This is a genomic window from Ruegeria sp. BHSB056, from assembly GCF_059613305.1.
This window is the reverse complement of record NZ_JBXWSG010000081.1, coordinates 1-16,847: the sequence shown is the minus strand read 5'-3', so window position 1 is coordinate 16,847 and position 16,847 is coordinate 1. Positions and strand designations below refer to the sequence as shown.

The window sequence follows — 16,847 nt, the reverse complement described above, 5'->3', positions numbered from 1 at the left end:
ATCTGCATTGCGTACTTTAAAGCGGTCTGTTGTTTCGTCGATCCGATAGCTCAATCCCTTGTAACTTGATGATACCGCTCAAGATACGCAACCGCCAGTTCCTTGGCTTGCGCGATGAAACGTGCATTTCGGGTTTGTGTCGGATCTTCGTTTGCGCGCGTGATATTCCAGCCCACATAGGTCGCGGCGCGAAGAGCGAGAAACAGCAGAAGGTGGTTTGTGTTCATTGGGCGAGTACGCGTATATCCGTCGATCATCGCGGCTTTGAAAGCCGGATAACTAGGGTCCCAGCGATGTTTCAGCAGCGCCGTGGCCAGTTCAAACACACGGAAACCGAAGCCGCCATCGTCAAAGTCGATAAGATGCAATGCGTCGGCCGAGCACATAACATTGCCAGGCACGAGGTCAGCGTGGATGAGACCATAATCCAACGTTGCAGAAAGCTGCGTCAGATGATCCCGGGCTTTGGTTCTAAAGGTGAGGAACAGCGCTTTCTCGTCAGATGTGAGCCCTGGATTGTCCCAAAACCTGCCCCACATGGGATCTTTGCCGACAAGTCCATCAATATCCCAATGCGGTCTGTCACATCTCTTAGCACTCGGCCACTGGTCACTAGTGTCATGAAGTTGAGCCATGGTCTGACCGAGGCGAAAGAAGAGGTCACATTGTTGGGATAACGGCAAGGACAACAAAGCTACATCAAGAGTTTTACCATCCAGCCATGTCAGGATGTCGACTTGTGTCCCTGAGACGAACTGTAAATTTGGACCAGCAAGACTTGAAACCGGGGCGGGTACTGAGAGGCCTGCGTGATCCAGCCAAGCCATCCAAGCAAGTTCCGCTTGCAGCTGTGCGTCTGTTCGATAGCCTCGGCGGTGGAGTCGGAGGACATACCGATCCAACGGTGTATCAACGCGGTAGATGGCGTTTTCCCGTTCTGCGATGAGCGTCGTTTCTGTGTTCTCGAGACCCCAGAGAGATAATGCGAGTTCAACATTGGTCATGGGTGCAGCGGCACCTCGTTCAGGACCAAATCCAGTGTATCGACCAACAGATCGGCATTCTCTTTGGAAAATGGCATTGGTGGTCGTATTTTCAGCGTGTTCTTATGGCGCCCTAACCTGGACAACAGAATTCCATGTTGTCGCATCGCATTGATAACGCTATCTGTGAATTCGGTCGCAGGTGTCTTGCTGTCGCGATCTATGACCATCTCGGTTCCGAAAATCAGGCCGGACCCACGGACGTCCCCGATGACATCATGCCGTTTGGCTAACGCCCACAACCTTTCGCGGGCATAGTCCCCGACACGTTTTGCGTTTTCAATAAGTGCCCTGTTCTCGATCTCTTCGAGTACGGCCATCGCAGCGGCACAAGAGACGGGGTTTCCGCCGAAGGTGTTGAAATAACGATAACCCTTTCGGAAAGCCGCGACTGTATCTGCATTCGCAACCACACCCCCAACCGGATGACCATTGGCCATCGGTTTTCCCATGGTCACAATATCAGGGATGACACCCATCTTTTCATGGGCCCACATATGCGTGCCTGTGCGGCCAAAGCCCGACTGAACTTCGTCACATATCAACATGCCCCCCGCGTTGCGCACGATTTCCGCCACGGGTTTCAGCCAGCCATCCGGATTGTTGGGAAAACCCTCGTTCAGGAAGTAGGGGCAAACGACAAGGGCCGCAAAACCGGTACCGTCAGCTTTCAGCTGTGCAATCTGGGCCGCTACTGTGTTGGCGAAGTGAACCCCGTTGGCGTCAGGTGAACGATAACTGTCCGGGGCATCGACAAAGCGGAAGTATTTTTCCAGACCAAAGCTCACGGTGGGCTCGTTAGACTTGCTGAGCTGGCTAACGAGTGAAGTATTTCCATGATAAGTGGCATCCGTGGCAATGATACCACGTTTGCCGGTGATGGCCTCGGCCATTCGCAAGGCGATGTCATTGGCCTCGGACCCGGTGCAGGTCAAGATTGCCGTATCCAACGTAGTGGCCATCGTTCCAGTCAGTCGCTCGATATACTCAAGGATTCCCTCGTGCAGATAGCGTGTGTGGGTGTTCAATGTGCTGGCTTGCTGACAAATCGCGTCGACCACCCGGGGGTTACAATGCCCGACATGCGGCACGTTGTTATAGCAATCCAGGTACTTGCGGCCGCCCGCATCCCAGAGCCACACCCCGTCGCCTTTCACAATGTGGACGGGGTCCTCATAGAATGTCGAAACATTTGGCCCCATCAGCCGCCTGCGCGCGGCCACCAGATCTGCTGTACTGCGGGTCAAAGCTTAATCCCCATTCCGTCATGACCTGAGCTCAACGACGATGTTGTGGCCGTTGATCGCACGAGAGGTTTTTGGCGCATCGCGGTTCCGGCCCGGATCGCAGGTCTGCTATTTGCCCCCGGAAAGGCAATGCCGGTCTCGGGCACGCTTAACCTTCCATTGCGGCTGTGAAACCGGCGTCAAGCGCGGCCAGGATTAAGCTGGCGTCGTCCTCGGTCAGCACCAAAGGCGGTGAAAGGATCAAGTTGGGTCCCGAGACCCGTACCATTGCTCCGTTCTGATAGGCCACCTCCTGAACGGTTGACGCGGTTGGTGCGTCTATCGGTTTTTTGGTGTTACGGTCGCTGACCATTTCAACTGCAGTCATCAGGCCGTAGCCACCACGCACATCCCCGATGATGTCGTATTTCTTCATCAGTGCGATGCAACCCTCATAAAGCTGGGTGCCGCGTGCCGCTGCGTTTTCGACCACGTTGAGCCGTTTGGTTTCCGCCAGGCAAGCAAGCGCAGCGGCAGCCCCGACTGGATGGCCGGAATAGGTGTAACCATGGCCGATCTTGGCGTCTGGGTTGTTTTCGAAGGCCTCGACCATCCGGTCGCCAAGCATCACCGCACCAAACGGGAAGTATCCGTTGGTAATCGCCTTCGCGGTGGCCATCATGTCTGGCTGGATGCCCCAAAGGCGGGCACCAGACCATGCGCCGGTACGGCCGTAGGCTGTGATGACTTCGTCCGTGATCAGCAGGATCCCGTTTCGGTTACAAATCTCTTGCACTGCAGGAGCGAAAGACGGATGCGGTGGGATCACGCCACCCGCCCCAAGGATTGGTTCCATGATCATGGCTGCGATTGTGTTGGCTCCCTGAAACGCAATCTCGTCTTCCAATGCCTGTAGGCATAGCTGTGCCAGCTTCTCGGGGTCTGTTTCGTTGAAAGGGTTGCGATATGTGTAAGGCGCCGGGATGTGGAAACAGCCAGGCAACAAAGGCTCGTAAGCGTTGCGAAAATTCGCGTTTCCGTTGACAGAGGCCCCGCCGACATGCGTTCCGTGGTATCCTTTCTTTAGGCTGAGGAATTTTGTGCGCCCGGCCTCACCCCGAAGCTTGTGATATTGCCGCGCGAGGCGCAAAGTCGTCTCGACGCTGTCCGAACCGCCCGAGGTGAAGAACGCACGCGAAAGGCCATCGGGCGCAAAGAATGCGTTTAGCTCATACGAGAGCTCGATGGCGACGTCATTCGAAGTGCCGCGAAACGTGGAATAATAGGGGAGGGTGTCAAGCTGGGCAGCAATTGCATCTTTGACCGGTTGGCAAGAATAGCCGAGATTGACGTTCCAGAGACCGCCAACGCCGTCGACCACCCGATGCCCGTCGACGTCAAAAATTGATACACCTTCTGAACCGGTTATAATCTTCGGTGGATGGTCTGCACTGTCCTTCGGAGAGGTCATCGGGTGCCACATCAGACGACCGTTGTGTTCTTTCAGGAAATTTGAATCTTTCATGATGCAGGTTCCATAGCATTCGATTGCTTGACGGAGAGAGCCCAGGCCGCCTCGACATGGGCGGGAATTACTCCGCCCCAGTTTCGGGTAATCTCGCGTGCGGCGATGATCAGTTCTGCCAGGATTGTTTGCTCTAACATCGGAGTGAAGCGCGTGGCGACAGAAGCAACAGCCACCGCGCCGGCGAAGTGACCTGTGTGGTCAAAGACCGGGGCTGACAGCCCATAGGTTTCTTCCGCATAACTTTTGTAGGCGCGTCCAATACCGGTTGCGCGGGCGGCGTCAACCAATGAGGTCAGGCCATCGGTATCAGTTGGTGTGTTCGCGGTGAATCTTTCAAGATCCTGTGCCGCGACGCAGAGAAGATCTTCTGGCCCAAACGCCAGTGCGCACAGGCCAGATGCAGTCGCATGAAGGGGAAAGGTGTTCAGGTCAATGACGGCACGGATCGCGTGGCGAGGGGATTCGCATTCGCATAGTCCATAAAGGGTTTGACCGGAGAGTACCGTGGCATGCGCAGTCTCGCCCGTCGCATCCGCGAGGGCGGTAAGAGCGTGGCGTGCGCCTTCTTTACGGGGAACCGTGGCCTCGCGTATCTGCGCAAGTTGCATGACCGCAGGACCTAGGCGGTACTGCTTGGTAAGCGCATTTTGTTCAATAAACCCTGCATTTTCAAGGGATTGAAGATGTCGATATGTTGTCGCCTTGTCTCTTTTTGCAATCCGGCACAGCTGCGACAACCCGATTTCTGGGCGAGAGATCGAGAAGTAAGACAGCAGTTCAAGAGCTTTCGTTGCCGACGACATTGAGAACCTTTCAATTGCGGGGCGCAAAAAAAGTTTGACAGAAGTTCATTAACAAGGCAACCTTTTTTATAAAACAACGGTTCGTTATATGAACCACCAACTGGGAGCGCGAAATGTTGAAACTAACCAAATCCGCAACGGCCATGGCGATTGCGATTTCTGCGGTTGCTGGAGCAGCGCAGGCAGAATATCCGGAAAAACCCGTTGAGTTTGTTGTTCCATGGCCTCCGGGCGACCTGGAAGATGTCTTGACGCGTATGATCGCCGAGGACTTCTCAGAGGCTTACGGCGTTCCCACCGCTGTCGTGAACAAGCCCGGTGGTGGCGGTGGTCCATTCCCCGGTGCGATTGAAGTCGCAAATGCCCCCGCTGATGGCTATACGATTGGGTCATTCATCATCGCCATCCCGGTTGTGGGCCCACAAATCGGTATCCCAGAGCTGAACCCCGACCCTTTCGTGCCGCTTGGCAACTTTCTAACCTATCCTTTCGTGATCGCGACGAGCGGTGACTCGGGCTATACGACGATGGAAGAACTGGCGGCCTACGCACAGGACAACGACGTTGTGCTCGGTCACTTCGGCGCGCCATTGGTTCCGACGCAGGTGACGCTTGGGCTGGCCAAGGAGATGGGTTTCTCCTACGCCTCTGACGCCGCTTTTGACGCGCTTGACTGTAACACTCTGGCGTCGGGCGACGTCGATGTCATCAACACTACGCTGCAGCTGATCCTGCCCTGCCTCGAAGATGTGAGCGTTCTGGCATCCATCGGGTCCGAGCGCATCAATTTGACGCCGGACACACCGACTGTGGCAGAACTTGCACCTACTCTGGACGTGTCTCTCTGGAATGGACTTTTTGTCCGTGCCGACACTCCTCAGGACGTGCAGGACAAAATCATCGCAGTCGCGGAAAAGACCGTGATGTCCGACCGCGCCCAAGCGCTGGCTGCCGAGACTGGCGCATTGGTTTACTGGCAGCCTGCAGCGGACGTAGTCTCACAAATTGAGAAGGATACGCAGACTCTGGCCGGAATCGAATCCATGCTGTCCGAATAGGGCTGGACCTGCCTGCTGGGCAGCATTGGACTGCCCAGCCATCCACCTGCTTTCTCCTGGAACGGATAAATCCATGTCGCGCGTCAAAACGCTCCAGTCGCTCTTCAAGCGCTACCGCAGGCCCGGCGATATTGTCTTCGCGTGGCTAGTTCTAGTCGTCTCGGTCTTTCTTCTGTCGCAACTGATGGACCAAACCGCGTGGCGCAATGGCGGGAAACTGTTTGCGCAACCCCGGTTCTGGCCAGCGGTGTCGCTGAGCGGTATGGTCATCTTTGCCGCGTTTCACCTTTTGGGATCCGCCTTGTCCGAGCGCTTAAATGGCCGCTGGCAAGAAGTTCAGCTCTGGCTCGCGTCGTTGGAATATGCAGGCTGGTTTGTCCTGTATGCTCTGGTCGTTCCGTATTTGGGCTATCTGCCGTCCACCGTCTTGTTCGCTTTGGCATTGTCCTTGCGTGCCGGTTACCGAAAGGTTTCTACCCTGATCGCTGCGACCTTTTCGGCGGTGGTGATCGTGCTTCTGTTCAAGACCTTTCTGAAAGTCAATCTGCCGTCAGGGCTGATCTACGAGAGCTTGCCCGAGGGTCTGCGGCAGATCATGCTGACGCATTTCTAGAGGCCGCAAAATATGGAAAACCTGATTGCCGGACTGGAAATGCTTGCGCGCTGGGATGTCATGCTGGCCTTGCTCGTGGGTTCAATCGGCGGCGTGATTATCGGAGCAATTCCCGGCGTCGGACCGGCTGTCGCTATTGCGATTTTGCTACCGGCGACATTCTCCCTAGACCCAATCGTTGGTCTTACGATGCTGTTGGGAATTTACGGATCGTCAATGTACGGAGGTGCTATTCCAGCAGTTCTGATCAACACGCCAGGCACGGCGGTAAACGCCCTGACCTCGTATGATGGCTATCCGATGACAGAACGGGGTGAGGCACACCGTGCGGTATCACTCGCATATTCAGCATCGTTCTGGGGTGGCATATTTGGCATTCTGTGCCTGATCCTGCTGTCTCCGGTGCTTGCTTTAATCGCGCCAATGTTTGGTAGCCGAGAAATCTTTCTTGCCGCTTTGTTAGGCATCATTCTAGTGATCCTTGCGCATCGGGGGCAGATCTTTGCAGCAGGTTTGTTGGCGATGTTCGGAATCTTCCTGCAGACCATTGGCCTTGACGCAGTGACATACACACAACGCTACACGTTTGGGCTATCGTTCTTATCGTCGGGGGTGAACCTTATTGTGGTGGTGTTGGGCCTCTTCGCGCTCAGCCAAGCTTTTTTTCTATTAACAACACCCGACAGCAGCCCCGACGCCCAGCCAGTTACCGGCCGGATGGGGGCCGGTATTAAGGAACTGCTGGGCCACAAGCGCGTAGCAACTGTTGCCTCGAGCTTTGGTGTCCTGTTGGGGATGATCCCTGGCACGGGTGAGTTCACAGCCCAGTTCATGTCCTACACCTACGCGCAAAAAACTTCGAAAGATCCGGATAGTTTCGGTAAAGGATCCCCGGAAGGTCTGATTGCTTCGGAGGCGGCCAACAATGCGGTTCCAGCTGCGGCAATGATCCCGCTGCTCGCGCTTGGCATTCCGGGTGAGGCGCTGACAGCGATGATGCTGTCGGTCTTTTATGTTCACAATGTTATCCCGGGACCGCAGCTGTTCCAGAACAATATTGATCTGGTCTACGGCCTCTACTTTGCGCTGATCGCTCTAAACGTCATCGTTATGGTCTTTCTGCTGTTTTCTACAAACCTTATGACCAAGATTATCCGCGTACCGACACGCTTTCTGGGTGTGATGATCTTGTTGTTGTCCTTTGTGGGTGTCTATTCGCTCCGCAATTCACTGACCGACTGCATGATCTCGGCAGGCTTTGGCGTGTTGGGCCTTGTTCTAAAGCGACTGAACTTGCCGATTGTCCCAATCATTCTGGGCATGGTCCTTGGTGGTATCATGGAGGTAAAGCTGCGCTCGGCTCTGCCACGGTTGAAGACACCATTGGACATGATCGACCGACCGATTGCGGCAATAATATTCGGTCTGATCGTCATTGTTCTGGCGCTGCACTTACGGACGCTGATCAAGGAATGGCGCGCTCATCAGCCGGAAGAAGATCACGACATGCACGACAGCCATACGAGGTAACGTGATGGATCAGTCCAAGATCGATGCCCTGCGGGCCCGACCGGTGGCCGCGTTTGATCACTTGATCGACGGCAGGCATGTCGCCGCTTCCGATGGTGGGCGGATGGAGATAATCTCACCAATCGACGGGACGGTCCTGACCACGGTAGCGGCTGGAACACCTGCCGACATGGAAGCAGCAATCGCATCAGCCCGCGCCGCTTTCGACGATGGCCGCTGGGCAGGTCAACCACCAGCCGCTCGCAAGAAAGTGCTGATGAAATGGGCCGATCTGATCGAGGTCAACGCCTTGGAACTGGCTGTCCTTGGTGTGCGCGACAATGGAACCGAAATCAGCATGGCGCTGAAGGCCGAGCCTCTCTCTGCCGCCGCGACGATCCGGTACTACGCAGAAGCCCTCGACAAGATTTATGGCGAGATCGCTCCGACGCCCGGCGACATCCTCGGCATGATCCATAAAGAGCCTGTGGGTGTCGTAGGGGCAATCATCCCTTGGAACTTTCCGCTGATGATCGGTGCGTGGAAGCTGGGACCTGCTTTGGCGGTGGGCAATTCTGTGGTCCTAAAACCGGCCGAAACCGCGTCGCTGTCGTTAATGCGGATGGCGGACCTGGCGCTAGAAGCCGGACTGCCACCCGGTGTCCTTAACGCCGTCACTGGCAAGGGCCATGTCGTAGGCGAGACATTGGGCTTGTCGATGGATGTGGATGTCCTTGTTTTTACTGGCTCGGGGGTGACGGGGCGGCGGCTGATGGAATATTCAGCGCGGTCCAATTTGAAACGGGTGTATCTGGAGTTGGGCGGCAAGTCCCCCAACATCGTCTTTGCCGACGCCCCAGATCTGGATGAAGCCGCCAAGGTTACGGCCGCCGGGATCTTCCGTAATGCAGGTCAAGTTTGCGTGGCCGGGTCGCGTCTGCTGGTTGAGGATGCGATCCATGACGATTTTGTTGCCGCTGTCGTAAAGGTGTCCGAAGCAATGCGTGTGGGTGATCCGTTGAGGATCGACACCCAAATTGGGGCTGTAAATTCAGAAGCGCAGTTGCAAGCGAACCTTGCTTTCGTTGACACCGCAACACGGGAAGGTGGGCGGGTTGTCATGGGTGGATCCCGTGTTTTGCAAGACACGGGCGGCTACTACATGGCCCCGACAATCGTGACCGGTGTGGCCCGCGACGCGACTTTGGCACAAAAGGAAGTGTTCGGTCCGGTTCTGGGCGTTACCTCGTTCGCAACAGAGGAAGAAGCAATCTCATTGGCTAATTCCACAGTTTTCGGGCTTGCCGGGGCGGCATGGACCAGCAACCTCAGCCGGGCTCACCACATGGTAAAGTCCGTTCGAACCGGGGTCATGCATATCAACACATATGGCGGGGCCGATGGTACGGTGCCATTGGGTGGTGTCGGGCAATCCGGAAATGGATCCGATAAGTCTTTGCATGCCATCGAGAAATACGTGAATCTTAAAACCGCGTGGATAAAGCTATGAATGACGCAAAAACAATTCTGGTCATTGGCACTTTTGACACCAAAGATGATGAGCTTGGCTTCCTTTCGGGCGTGATCCGCGACCAGGGCGGCAAAGTCCTGACGATGGATGTCTCAGTACTTGGAGACCCGTCAATGCCTACGGACTACTCGAAACATGATGTCGCCGCAGAAGGTGGCAGCACGATACAGGCCGCTATCGATAGCGGTGATGAAAACCACGCGATGCAAATCATGGCCCGAGGTGCCAGCCTGCTGGCGGCGCGCCTTTACGCCGAAGGACAATTTGACGGCATGATTGTGCTGGGCGGTACAATGGGTACGGATCTTGCGCTGGACGTGGCCTCGGCTCTGCCACTCGGCACCCCAAAATACATCGTCTCTACGGTATCCTTTTCGCCTCTGATCCCTGCCGAAAGACTGGCTGCTGACACGCAGATGATCCTCTGGGCTGGTGGGCTGTACGGTTTGAACTCGGTCTGCAAGGCCTCCCTCAGTCAGGCTGCGGGCGCTGTACTAGGTGCTGCCAAGGCGGCGCAGAGGCCAAACCCTGACAAGCCGCTTGTTGGAATGACGTCACTTGGCACCTCTGCACTGAAATACGTGATCCCGCTGAAACCCGCGCTAGAGGCGCGCGGTTTCGAAGTGGCTGTATTCCATGCGACCGGCATGGGCGGGCGCGCCTTTGAAAGCCTCGCAGCACAAGGAGCCTTTGCCTGTGTGTTCGATTTCTGCACGCAGGAGCTGGGCAACCATGTCAACGGATCAAACATCTCGGCTGGTGCGGATCGATTGACAAATGCCGGGTTGACCGGAACGCCACAGATCGTATCTCCCGGGTGCTATGATCTGGTCGATGTGGTTGGCTGGCAGCCTGTTGAAACAAAGTGGGACAGTCACCTCAAGCACGCCCACAACCGCCTGATTACTTCGGTCGTTCTGCAAGCCGCCGAAACGAACCTGGTGGCGCTGGCCCACTGTGATCAACTCGCCAAGGCGAAGGGGCCCACAGCGATCATTCTGCCTGAGCATGGCCTGGGGGAATGGGATCGCGAGGGCGCGGACCTCCATAATCCGGATGGCCTTAAGGCGTTTCTAACAGGAATTGAAGCCAACTTGCCCAAGACGGTCGAGGCACACAGGCTGGCCTGTCATATCAACGACAAGGCATTCTCGGACAAGGCGCTGGAGATTTTCGACGGCTGGCGGGCCGATGGGACAATCTCTGTCTAGTTGCACGCCGACCCTTAGATGGCCAGAAGATCGATCGGTGCGGTATCGGTGGCCAAGATTCTAGATTGCACCTGCGGTAGCAGAACCTGGAGGTCGCAATCCAAATCCCCACACGCGCCTGAAGGGTTTCCGTTTTCCAAACTCGGTTGATCCCTATGCGATTCAGTTGCTTGACTGCTGATCCCTTCGTCTTCGCGACTATGGGGACCAGGTCAGCAGCTTCAGATATTGGGCCGCTACACCTTCCTTCGCTTACCTGTGACTGGTGACGATCCTGCTGCAATGGACCGCGGATAATCTGCGCTGAACTCTTTCGGGTTGTCTTGCGAAGAAATTTAATGTCCGACATTATGGTTTATTTTGTCGGACATTAAATGTAGTAATGAATGGACTATGATTCGGAGCAGTGGCACGTGGAAACAAGAACACCTCCACAAGAAACGGCTGAGAGTGTCGGCAGTTCCCTGAGGGCGCTGCCGCCTGGCAGTAGTAGCCGGGACGTTCTGGATGCTCTCTCTGGAATGATCGAACTGGAAGGTTTGAAAGTAGGCGATCGCCTGCCGCCAGAGATCGAAATTGCAAATCAGCTTGGGATCGGAAGGGCGAAGGTTCGGGAGGCTCTGACAAGCTGGCAGAACATGGGCATCGTTGTGCGGAACAAGAAAGCCGGGACGCGATTGGCGGCCGAGGTATCTGCCAACACGATCCACCTTCCATTCACGCTGAAGCTCGAAGCCGAAAGCCTTTTGCGGACGCACGCCGTGCGTCGGCCACTGGAAATTGAGGCAGCAAGGTTGGCAGCACTGAATTGCTCAGACGCGCAGCGGCTTTTGATTTCGGCCCGCGTTGCAGAACTCATAGCTGTTCATTCTGCCGGTGAGGACTGGCGTCAGGCAGACTACCGGTTTCACGCTTCACTGCACGAAGCGTGCGGAAACCCATTGTTCGGGCAGCTAATCCGGCAGATTCAAGAAGCCTTTAACGAAGTATACGAAGCACCATTCGGCCAACCGCACTTGGGTCAGGCCACAATTCCAATGCACACGCAACTTGCCGAAGCAGTCGTCGCTGGCAGAGCAGAAGAAGCCGCAAGGATTGTCGGCGAGATCATGGATATGGTCGAAGCAGAAGTCCTAGAAATCATGGAAAGCCAGAATGTCTGACTACGAAGACCTTTCGACGCGTCTTGCAGCAACCTTCCCGGACGCGGCAGGTTCGGTCACGCCACCTATTGTTCAAACCTCACTATTCACTTTCGACAATTATCAGAGTTTTGAAGACCGGATGGCGGGAAAATCAGAAACAGCCATCTACACGCGCGTGGAAAACCCGACCGTCGCCGCGTTTGAAACGCTCATGGCTGAAGCCGAACAAGGTCAGACAGCCGTTGCATTTGCATCCGGGATGGCCGCAATTTCTTCGACGCTGCTGGCATTTGTCAAACCTGGTGGCCGGATTGCCTGCGTCAAACATGTCTATCCGGACACATTCCGGTTTATGGAGCGCATCCTGCGCCCGTTCGGGGTGCATATCGACTATCACGCGCCGGAGCGTTTCGAAAACGACCCCGAACTGCTTGCCGATGTAACGCTGGCCTATCTGGAGAGTCCCGGTTCCGTCGTTTTTGAGGCGATGGATCTGCGCCGCGTCGCAGAGCATGCCAGACGCCACAATGTGCTGACGATGATCGATAATTCATGGGCAAGCCCGGTGTTCCAACGCCCCCTCACACTGGGCATCGATATCGTCATCCACTCAGCCTCGAAATACATCTCGGGGCACTCGGACACGGTTGCGGGCGTGGTGGTTGCCTCCCGAAACCATATCGCCCGCATCCGTGATCTGACACTTCCTTTGCTTGGTGCTAAACTGGCACCTTTTGAAGCGTTCCTGTTGACGCGCGGCCTGCGTACTTTGCATGCGCGCATGATGCAGCATCAGACGACGGCCAACTTGTTCGTCGATCACCTGGCCACTGTTCCGCAGGTGAGGCGAGTCAACTCACCCGGGGCCGACGACGTTCCCGGGTTGACGGGGCGGTCCGGACTTATGTCGGTTGAGTTTGATGACAGTGTCGACATCGCAAAGTTTTCTGATGCTTTGAACCTATTCCGCCTCGGCGTGAGCTGGGGCGGCTTCGAAAGTCTGATTCTGCCTGCACGCGTTGGGCTTGCTCAGGCTGGCGAACAGAACTCAATGCAGAAATTTGGGGTCTCACCCAATCTGGTGCGCCTGAGTTTGGGGCTCGAGTCGGCAGAAGACTTGTGGGCCGATTTTGCTTCGGCTCTCGCCGAAAGCACGGCTTAGAACTGTTCGCTCAATAAAATCAACAGGAGGAAAACATGAAAAAACTACTATCAGGAATGACGGCTGCGGCCGTGTTCATGGGTTCGGCATCTTATGCCGAGACCACACTGAAACTGGTCGAGGTTATTACGAGCCCCGAGCGTACAGAGGTGCTTCAGGGGCTGGTTGATGAATTTGAAGCCAATAATCCCGACGTCACTGTCGAGATTGTATCGCTGCCGTGGGGCAACGCGTTCGAAAAGCTGGCGACAATGGTGGCAGGTGGCGACATCCCGGATGTGGTTGAAATGCCTGATACCTGGCAGGCTCTTTATGCCGGGTCCGATCAGCTGGTCAGTCTCAAGGACCATGTCGCTGGATGGGAACACGGGGCAACGCTGACAGACAAGACCGTTGCCATGGGCAGCCAGGCGGGTGATCTCTATATGATCCCGTACGGCTTCTACCTGCGGGCGATGTTCTACAACAAAAAACTGCTGGCCGAAGCCGGTATCGACACCCCTCCGACTACGATGGAGGAGTTCAAGGCTGCCTCTGCCGCGGTGTCCGAGCTTGAAGGCAAGTACGGATACTGTCTGCGCGGTGGTCCCGGTGGAACAAACGGCTGGATCATGTTCGCCGCAGCCATGAACGGCACCAACGAGTTTTTCACAGAAGACGGCACCAGCCGCATCAACGAGCCCGGCTCGGTCGAAGGCATCCAGTTCATGATCGACATGTATCAGAACGGATATGCGCCCAAGGATGCCGTCAGTTGGGGCTTTAACGAGATTGTGGCTGGTTTTTATTCCGGCACCTGTGCATTCCTCGATCAAGACCCGGACGCACTGATCGCTATTGCCGAGCGGATGCCTGCCGAAGATTTCGCGGTCATTCCGATGCCTGTTGGACCTTCGGGCAAAGCTTTCCCGACTATTGGGTTCGCAGGCTGGTCGATCTTCAATGCAACTGAACATGAAGACGAAGCATTTGATCTGGTCGCGGCCTTGTCGACGCCCGAAGCCAACGCCACGTGGGCAAAGCGTGTTGGCGTCATTCCGATCCACAAAGGCGCCGATCAGGATCCTCATTTCCAGACCGAGCAATTCAAAGGCTGGTTCGAAGAACTGAACGGTGAGCAATATGTGCCGACAACAATGCCAACCAACCTGGAGCAGTGGGGCTATTTTGGCAGCACACTTCTGCTGGAAACCAGTCAGGAAGCCCTGTTGGGGCAGCGCAGTGCGCAGGACGTCGCGGATGAGTGGGCCGAGTTCCTCACCGACGAGCATGCCAAGTGGAAGGCAAAACAGTGATTTCGCGCACTCAGAAAACTGTCCGGCCCGGGGAAACCCGGGCAAGACGCTCGCTCTACCTGCAATACATGGTCGAGCCTTTTTTCTATTTGTCGCCCGCAATTCTTTTGATCGGTGCGGTGATCATGGTTCCGCTAATCATCGGAATCTCATATTCGTTCCAATCCATTGAGCTGTTAAAGCCTTTTGCTTCTGGCTGGATCGGTTTTGAAAACTACGGTGACCTGTGGCGAGACCGCAAGTTCTGGATCGCGATGGAGAACACGCTGTTCTGGACCTTTTGGTCGATAACGTTCCAGTTTCTGCTTGGCCTTGGCCTTGCTATGCTTTTGAATACGCAGTTCTTTGGAAAGAAACTTTTTCAGGCGCTTGTTTTCCTACCCTGGGCTGTCCCGACCTTCCTTTCCGCGCTGACTTGGGCGTGGCTTTTTAACCCTGTCATCGGCCCGCTGCCGCATTGGCTGGCCGCGCTTGGCATTCTGTCAGAGCCCTACAATATCCTTGGCGACCCCAAGCTTGCCATGTGGGGTCCGATCACGGCAAATATCTGGTTCGGCGTGCCGTTCTTTGCGATCACGCTGCTGGCGGCTTTGCAATCAATACCCGATGAGCTTTATGAGGCCGCAGAAGTCGATGGCGCGACCCCCTGGCAGACCTTCACCAAGATCACGTTGCCGTTTCTTGCTCCGATGATCGCGATCACCGTGATGCTGCGGACAATCTGGATCGCCAACTTTGCCGACCTGATCTATGTGATGACCGGTGGCGGGCCTGCGAATTCGACGCAAATCCTGTCGACCTATATCTTCACCACCGCTTTTCGCAAATTGGACTTCGGTTACGCGTCAACCATTGCTGTGGCGCTGCTGCTGATCCTTCTGATCTATGCCGTTATCCTGCTCTGGCTTCGCAAGAAGCTGGTCAAGATTTGAGGAGTTGGCCATGTCAGCTGTCAGGAAACCCAACCCCCTGCTGGTTGTGGGCAAATACGCGGCACTTGCGTTCTATCTGATCTTTGCGTTGTTCCCGCTTTATTGGTTGCTCAAGATCGGGTTGACCCCGGACGCGCTGATCTTTTCAGAGGGCACCCGGCTGTTTCCAAGCGAGGTCACCTTTTCAAATTTCAAGACGGTCATTTTTCAGACCGACTTTGTGGCCTATTTCCGGAACTCTCTTGTGGTGTCGCTGGGGGCTGCGTTCTTTACTACTCTGTTTGCGGCTGGGGCGGGCTATGCCTTTTCGCGCTTCGTTTTCGCGGGCAAACGCATCATCATTGCCTTGATGCTTATCACCCAGATGTTCCCGCTTCTGATGATCATTGCACCGATCTATAAGATTGTTGCCGACCTCGGACTGCTGAATTCGCTGACAAGTCTGATCGTTGTCTATACTGCGTTCAACATCCCTTTTGCTACTTTCCTGATGCAGTCTTTCTTTGATGGCATTCCCATAGATCTGGAAGACGCGGCGATGATGGATGGCTGTACGCGGTTTCAGGCGCTGCGCAAAGTGGTGTTCCCACTGACATTGCCCGGTCTCGGGGCGACGCTTGGATTTGTCTTTACTGCCGCATGGTCCGAGCTGTTGTTTGCGTTGATGCTGATTTCAAAGAACGACGCGATGACATTCCCGGTTGGCTTGTTGACATTTGTTTCCAAATTCTCGGTCGATTGGGGGCAAATGATGGCGGCCGGCGTGCTGGCACTGATCCCCAGTTGCCTCTTTTTCATCTTCATTCAACGCTATCTCGTGCAGGGCCTCACGTCCGGCGCGGTCAAAGGATAGGAGGCCAGATCATGGCACGTATCGAACTTCGTGACGTTGCAAAACGCTATGGATCCGTTGAGGTCCTGCGCAACATCAACCTTGAAATTCAGGATGGTGAGTTCATCGTTCTGGTCGGCCCGTCAGGCTGCGGCAAGTCCACTTTGCTGCGCATGGTTGCTGGTCTTGAACCGATATCAAGCGGCGACTTTCTGATCGATGGCGAGCGTATGAACGATGTGAGGCCAAGAGATCGGGACATCGCGATGGTATTTCAATCGTATGCGCTTTACCCGCATATGGATGTTGCGCGGAACATGGGTTTTTCGATGGAAATCCGCAAAGCTCCGGTGGCTGAACGCATATCAAAGGTCGCCCAGGCGGCAGAGACGCTGGGGTTGACCAAATTGACGGATCGCTTGCCCAAGGCCCTTTCGGGTGGTCAACGTCAGCGGGTTGCCATGGGGCGGGCCATCATCCGGGACCCACGCGCCTTTCTGTTTGACGAGCCTTTGTCAAACCTTGACGCGGCTTTGCGTGTCGAGATGCGGCTGGAGATTGCGCGGCTGCATCAAAAACTAGGTGCGACCATGATCTATGTGACCCATGATCAAGTCGAAGCGTTGACGCTGGCAGATCGGATCGTTGTTCTGAACGCAGGGGATATCCAGCAAGTCGGCAGCCCGCTCGAGCTTTATGAAAGACCGGCCAACAAGTTTGTTGCGCAATTTATCGGCTCACCCACCATGAATGTTGTGCCCGCTCTGGGAACCGAAACAGGTGTGAATGTCGGGAATGGGGTTGAAATCAGGATGCTCGATCAACCCCTTACCGCTCAGGCGAAAGAACTGGGTGTAAGGCCGGAACATATCGATGTTGTGGACAACGGTGCCGGTGATCTGTCGGCCGTGGCGGATGTTGTTGAACATCTGGGATCGGACACGAACATTTACGTCAAT

15 protein-coding genes and 1 pseudogene are annotated in these 16,847 nt (G+C 55.4%); 11 read left to right on the top strand and 5 right to left on the bottom strand.

Annotated elements, in window-relative coordinates; translation table 11 throughout:
• Positions 1 to 50: 50 nt before the first annotated feature.
• The 5 genes and pseudogenes from AC2FND_RS16205 to AC2FND_RS16185 all read right to left on the bottom strand — a co-directional run.
• Positions 51 to 1,004, bottom strand: coding sequence for a phosphotransferase enzyme family protein (locus AC2FND_RS16205; RefSeq protein WP_496770865.1), 954 nt, complete (start codon positions 1,002 to 1,004; stop codon positions 51 to 53).
• Positions 1,001 to 2,290, bottom strand: a complete 1,290-nt coding sequence (locus AC2FND_RS16200; protein ID WP_496770864.1) for an aspartate aminotransferase family protein — start codon at positions 2,288 to 2,290, stop codon at positions 1,001 to 1,003. The genes AC2FND_RS16205 and AC2FND_RS16200 overlap by 4 nt, the downstream gene beginning before the upstream one ends.
• A gap of 148 nt (positions 2,291 to 2,438) precedes the next feature.
• Positions 2,439 to 3,794 carry an aminotransferase class III-fold pyridoxal phosphate-dependent enzyme gene (locus AC2FND_RS16195; RefSeq protein ID WP_496770862.1) on the bottom strand — a complete coding sequence of 452 codons (1,356 nt, stop codon included), beginning with the start codon at positions 3,792 to 3,794 and terminating at the stop codon, positions 2,439 to 2,441.
• Positions 3,791 to 4,405, bottom strand: coding sequence for an IclR family transcriptional regulator domain-containing protein (locus AC2FND_RS16190; RefSeq protein ID WP_480508792.1), 615 nt, complete (start codon positions 4,403 to 4,405; stop codon positions 3,791 to 3,793). The genes AC2FND_RS16195 and AC2FND_RS16190 overlap by 4 nt, the downstream gene beginning before the upstream one ends.
• 48 nt (positions 4,406 to 4,453) lie before the next feature.
• Positions 4,454 to 4,600: pseudogene (locus tag AC2FND_RS16185) on the bottom strand (helix-turn-helix domain-containing protein); the annotation flags it as partial.
• A gap of 113 nt (positions 4,601 to 4,713) precedes the next feature.
• Between AC2FND_RS16185 and AC2FND_RS16180 the strand changes: the two are divergent.
• The 11 genes from AC2FND_RS16180 to AC2FND_RS16130 all read left to right on the top strand — a co-directional run.
• The gene (locus AC2FND_RS16180; RefSeq protein ID WP_209599094.1) at positions 4,714 to 5,658 is read left to right on the top strand and encodes a tripartite tricarboxylate transporter substrate-binding protein; all 945 of its coding nucleotides are present in this window, start codon (positions 4,714 to 4,716) and stop codon (positions 5,656 to 5,658) included.
• A 73-nt stretch (positions 5,659 to 5,731) separates the two neighbouring features.
• Positions 5,732 to 6,271, top strand: a complete 540-nt coding sequence (locus tag AC2FND_RS16175; protein WP_496770861.1) for a tripartite tricarboxylate transporter TctB family protein — start codon at positions 5,732 to 5,734, stop codon at positions 6,269 to 6,271.
• Between the two features lie 12 nt (positions 6,272 to 6,283).
• On the top strand, positions 6,284 to 7,801 hold the full coding sequence (locus tag AC2FND_RS16170) for a tripartite tricarboxylate transporter permease (RefSeq protein ID WP_496770859.1): 1,518 nt from the start codon (positions 6,284 to 6,286) through the stop codon (positions 7,799 to 7,801).
• 4 nt (positions 7,802 to 7,805) lie between these two features.
• On the top strand, positions 7,806 to 9,290 hold the full coding sequence (locus AC2FND_RS16165) for an aldehyde dehydrogenase family protein (protein WP_496770857.1): 1,485 nt from the start codon (positions 7,806 to 7,808) through the stop codon (positions 9,288 to 9,290).
• The gene (locus tag AC2FND_RS16160) at positions 9,287 to 10,522 is read left to right on the top strand and encodes a Tm-1-like ATP-binding domain-containing protein (RefSeq protein WP_496770856.1); all 1,236 of its coding nucleotides are present in this window, start codon (positions 9,287 to 9,289) and stop codon (positions 10,520 to 10,522) included. Before AC2FND_RS16165 ends, AC2FND_RS16160 begins: the two co-directional genes overlap by 4 nt.
• Positions 10,523 to 10,908: 386 nt before the next feature.
• Positions 10,909 to 11,685: a FadR/GntR family transcriptional regulator gene (locus tag AC2FND_RS16155; protein WP_496770855.1), complete on the top strand. Its 777-nt coding sequence runs from the start codon at positions 10,909 to 10,911 to the stop codon at positions 11,683 to 11,685.
• On the top strand, positions 11,678 to 12,829 hold the full coding sequence (locus tag AC2FND_RS16150) for an aminotransferase class I/II-fold pyridoxal phosphate-dependent enzyme (RefSeq protein ID WP_496770853.1): 1,152 nt from the start codon (positions 11,678 to 11,680) through the stop codon (positions 12,827 to 12,829). Before AC2FND_RS16155 ends, AC2FND_RS16150 begins: the two co-directional genes overlap by 8 nt.
• Positions 12,830 to 12,864: 35 nt before the next feature.
• Positions 12,865 to 14,124: an ABC transporter substrate-binding protein gene (locus tag AC2FND_RS16145; RefSeq protein ID WP_496770851.1), complete on the top strand. Its 1,260-nt coding sequence runs from the start codon at positions 12,865 to 12,867 to the stop codon at positions 14,122 to 14,124.
• A complete protein-coding gene (locus AC2FND_RS16140) occupies positions 14,106 to 15,056 on the top strand; it encodes a carbohydrate ABC transporter permease (protein WP_480539681.1) in 951 nt (316 codons plus the stop codon). Before AC2FND_RS16145 ends, AC2FND_RS16140 begins: the two co-directional genes overlap by 19 nt.
• A 10-nt stretch (positions 15,057 to 15,066) precedes the next feature.
• The gene (locus AC2FND_RS16135) at positions 15,067 to 15,909 is read left to right on the top strand and encodes a carbohydrate ABC transporter permease (protein ID WP_496770850.1); all 843 of its coding nucleotides are present in this window, start codon (positions 15,067 to 15,069) and stop codon (positions 15,907 to 15,909) included.
• Positions 15,910 to 15,920: 11 nt separating this feature from the next.
• The coding region (locus tag AC2FND_RS16130; RefSeq protein WP_496770848.1) for an ABC transporter ATP-binding protein at positions 15,921 to 16,847 on the top strand (927 nt) is incomplete at its 3' end.

Excerpts from the sequence above, each read along its gene's own strand:
- AC2FND_RS16205 (WP_496770865.1), bottom strand. The coding sequence starts at position 1,004 with ATGACCAATGTTGAACTCGCATTATCTCTCTGGGGTCTCGAGAACACA.
- AC2FND_RS16195 (WP_496770862.1), bottom strand. The coding sequence starts at position 3,794 with ATGAAAGATTCAAATTTCCTGAAAGAACACAACGGTCGTCTGATGTGG.
- AC2FND_RS16190 (WP_480508792.1), bottom strand. The coding sequence starts at position 4,405 with ATGCAACTTGCGCAGATACGCGAGGCCACGGTTCCCCGTAAAGAAGGC.
- AC2FND_RS16180 (WP_209599094.1), top strand. The coding sequence starts at position 4,714 with ATGTTGAAACTAACCAAATCCGCAACGGCCATGGCGATTGCGATTTCT.
- AC2FND_RS16175 (WP_496770861.1), top strand. The coding sequence starts at position 5,732 with ATGTCGCGCGTCAAAACGCTCCAGTCGCTCTTCAAGCGCTACCGCAGG.
- AC2FND_RS16170 (WP_496770859.1), top strand. The coding sequence starts at position 6,284 with ATGGAAAACCTGATTGCCGGACTGGAAATGCTTGCGCGCTGGGATGTC.
- AC2FND_RS16165 (WP_496770857.1), top strand. The coding sequence starts at position 7,806 with ATGGATCAGTCCAAGATCGATGCCCTGCGGGCCCGACCGGTGGCCGCG.
- AC2FND_RS16160 (WP_496770856.1), top strand. The coding sequence starts at position 9,287 with ATGAATGACGCAAAAACAATTCTGGTCATTGGCACTTTTGACACCAAA.
- AC2FND_RS16155 (WP_496770855.1), top strand. The coding sequence starts at position 10,909 with ATGGACTATGATTCGGAGCAGTGGCACGTGGAAACAAGAACACCTCCA.
- AC2FND_RS16150 (WP_496770853.1), top strand. The coding sequence starts at position 11,678 with ATGTCTGACTACGAAGACCTTTCGACGCGTCTTGCAGCAACCTTCCCG.
- AC2FND_RS16145 (WP_496770851.1), top strand. The coding sequence starts at position 12,865 with ATGAAAAAACTACTATCAGGAATGACGGCTGCGGCCGTGTTCATGGGT.
- AC2FND_RS16135 (WP_496770850.1), top strand. The coding sequence starts at position 15,067 with ATGTCAGCTGTCAGGAAACCCAACCCCCTGCTGGTTGTGGGCAAATAC.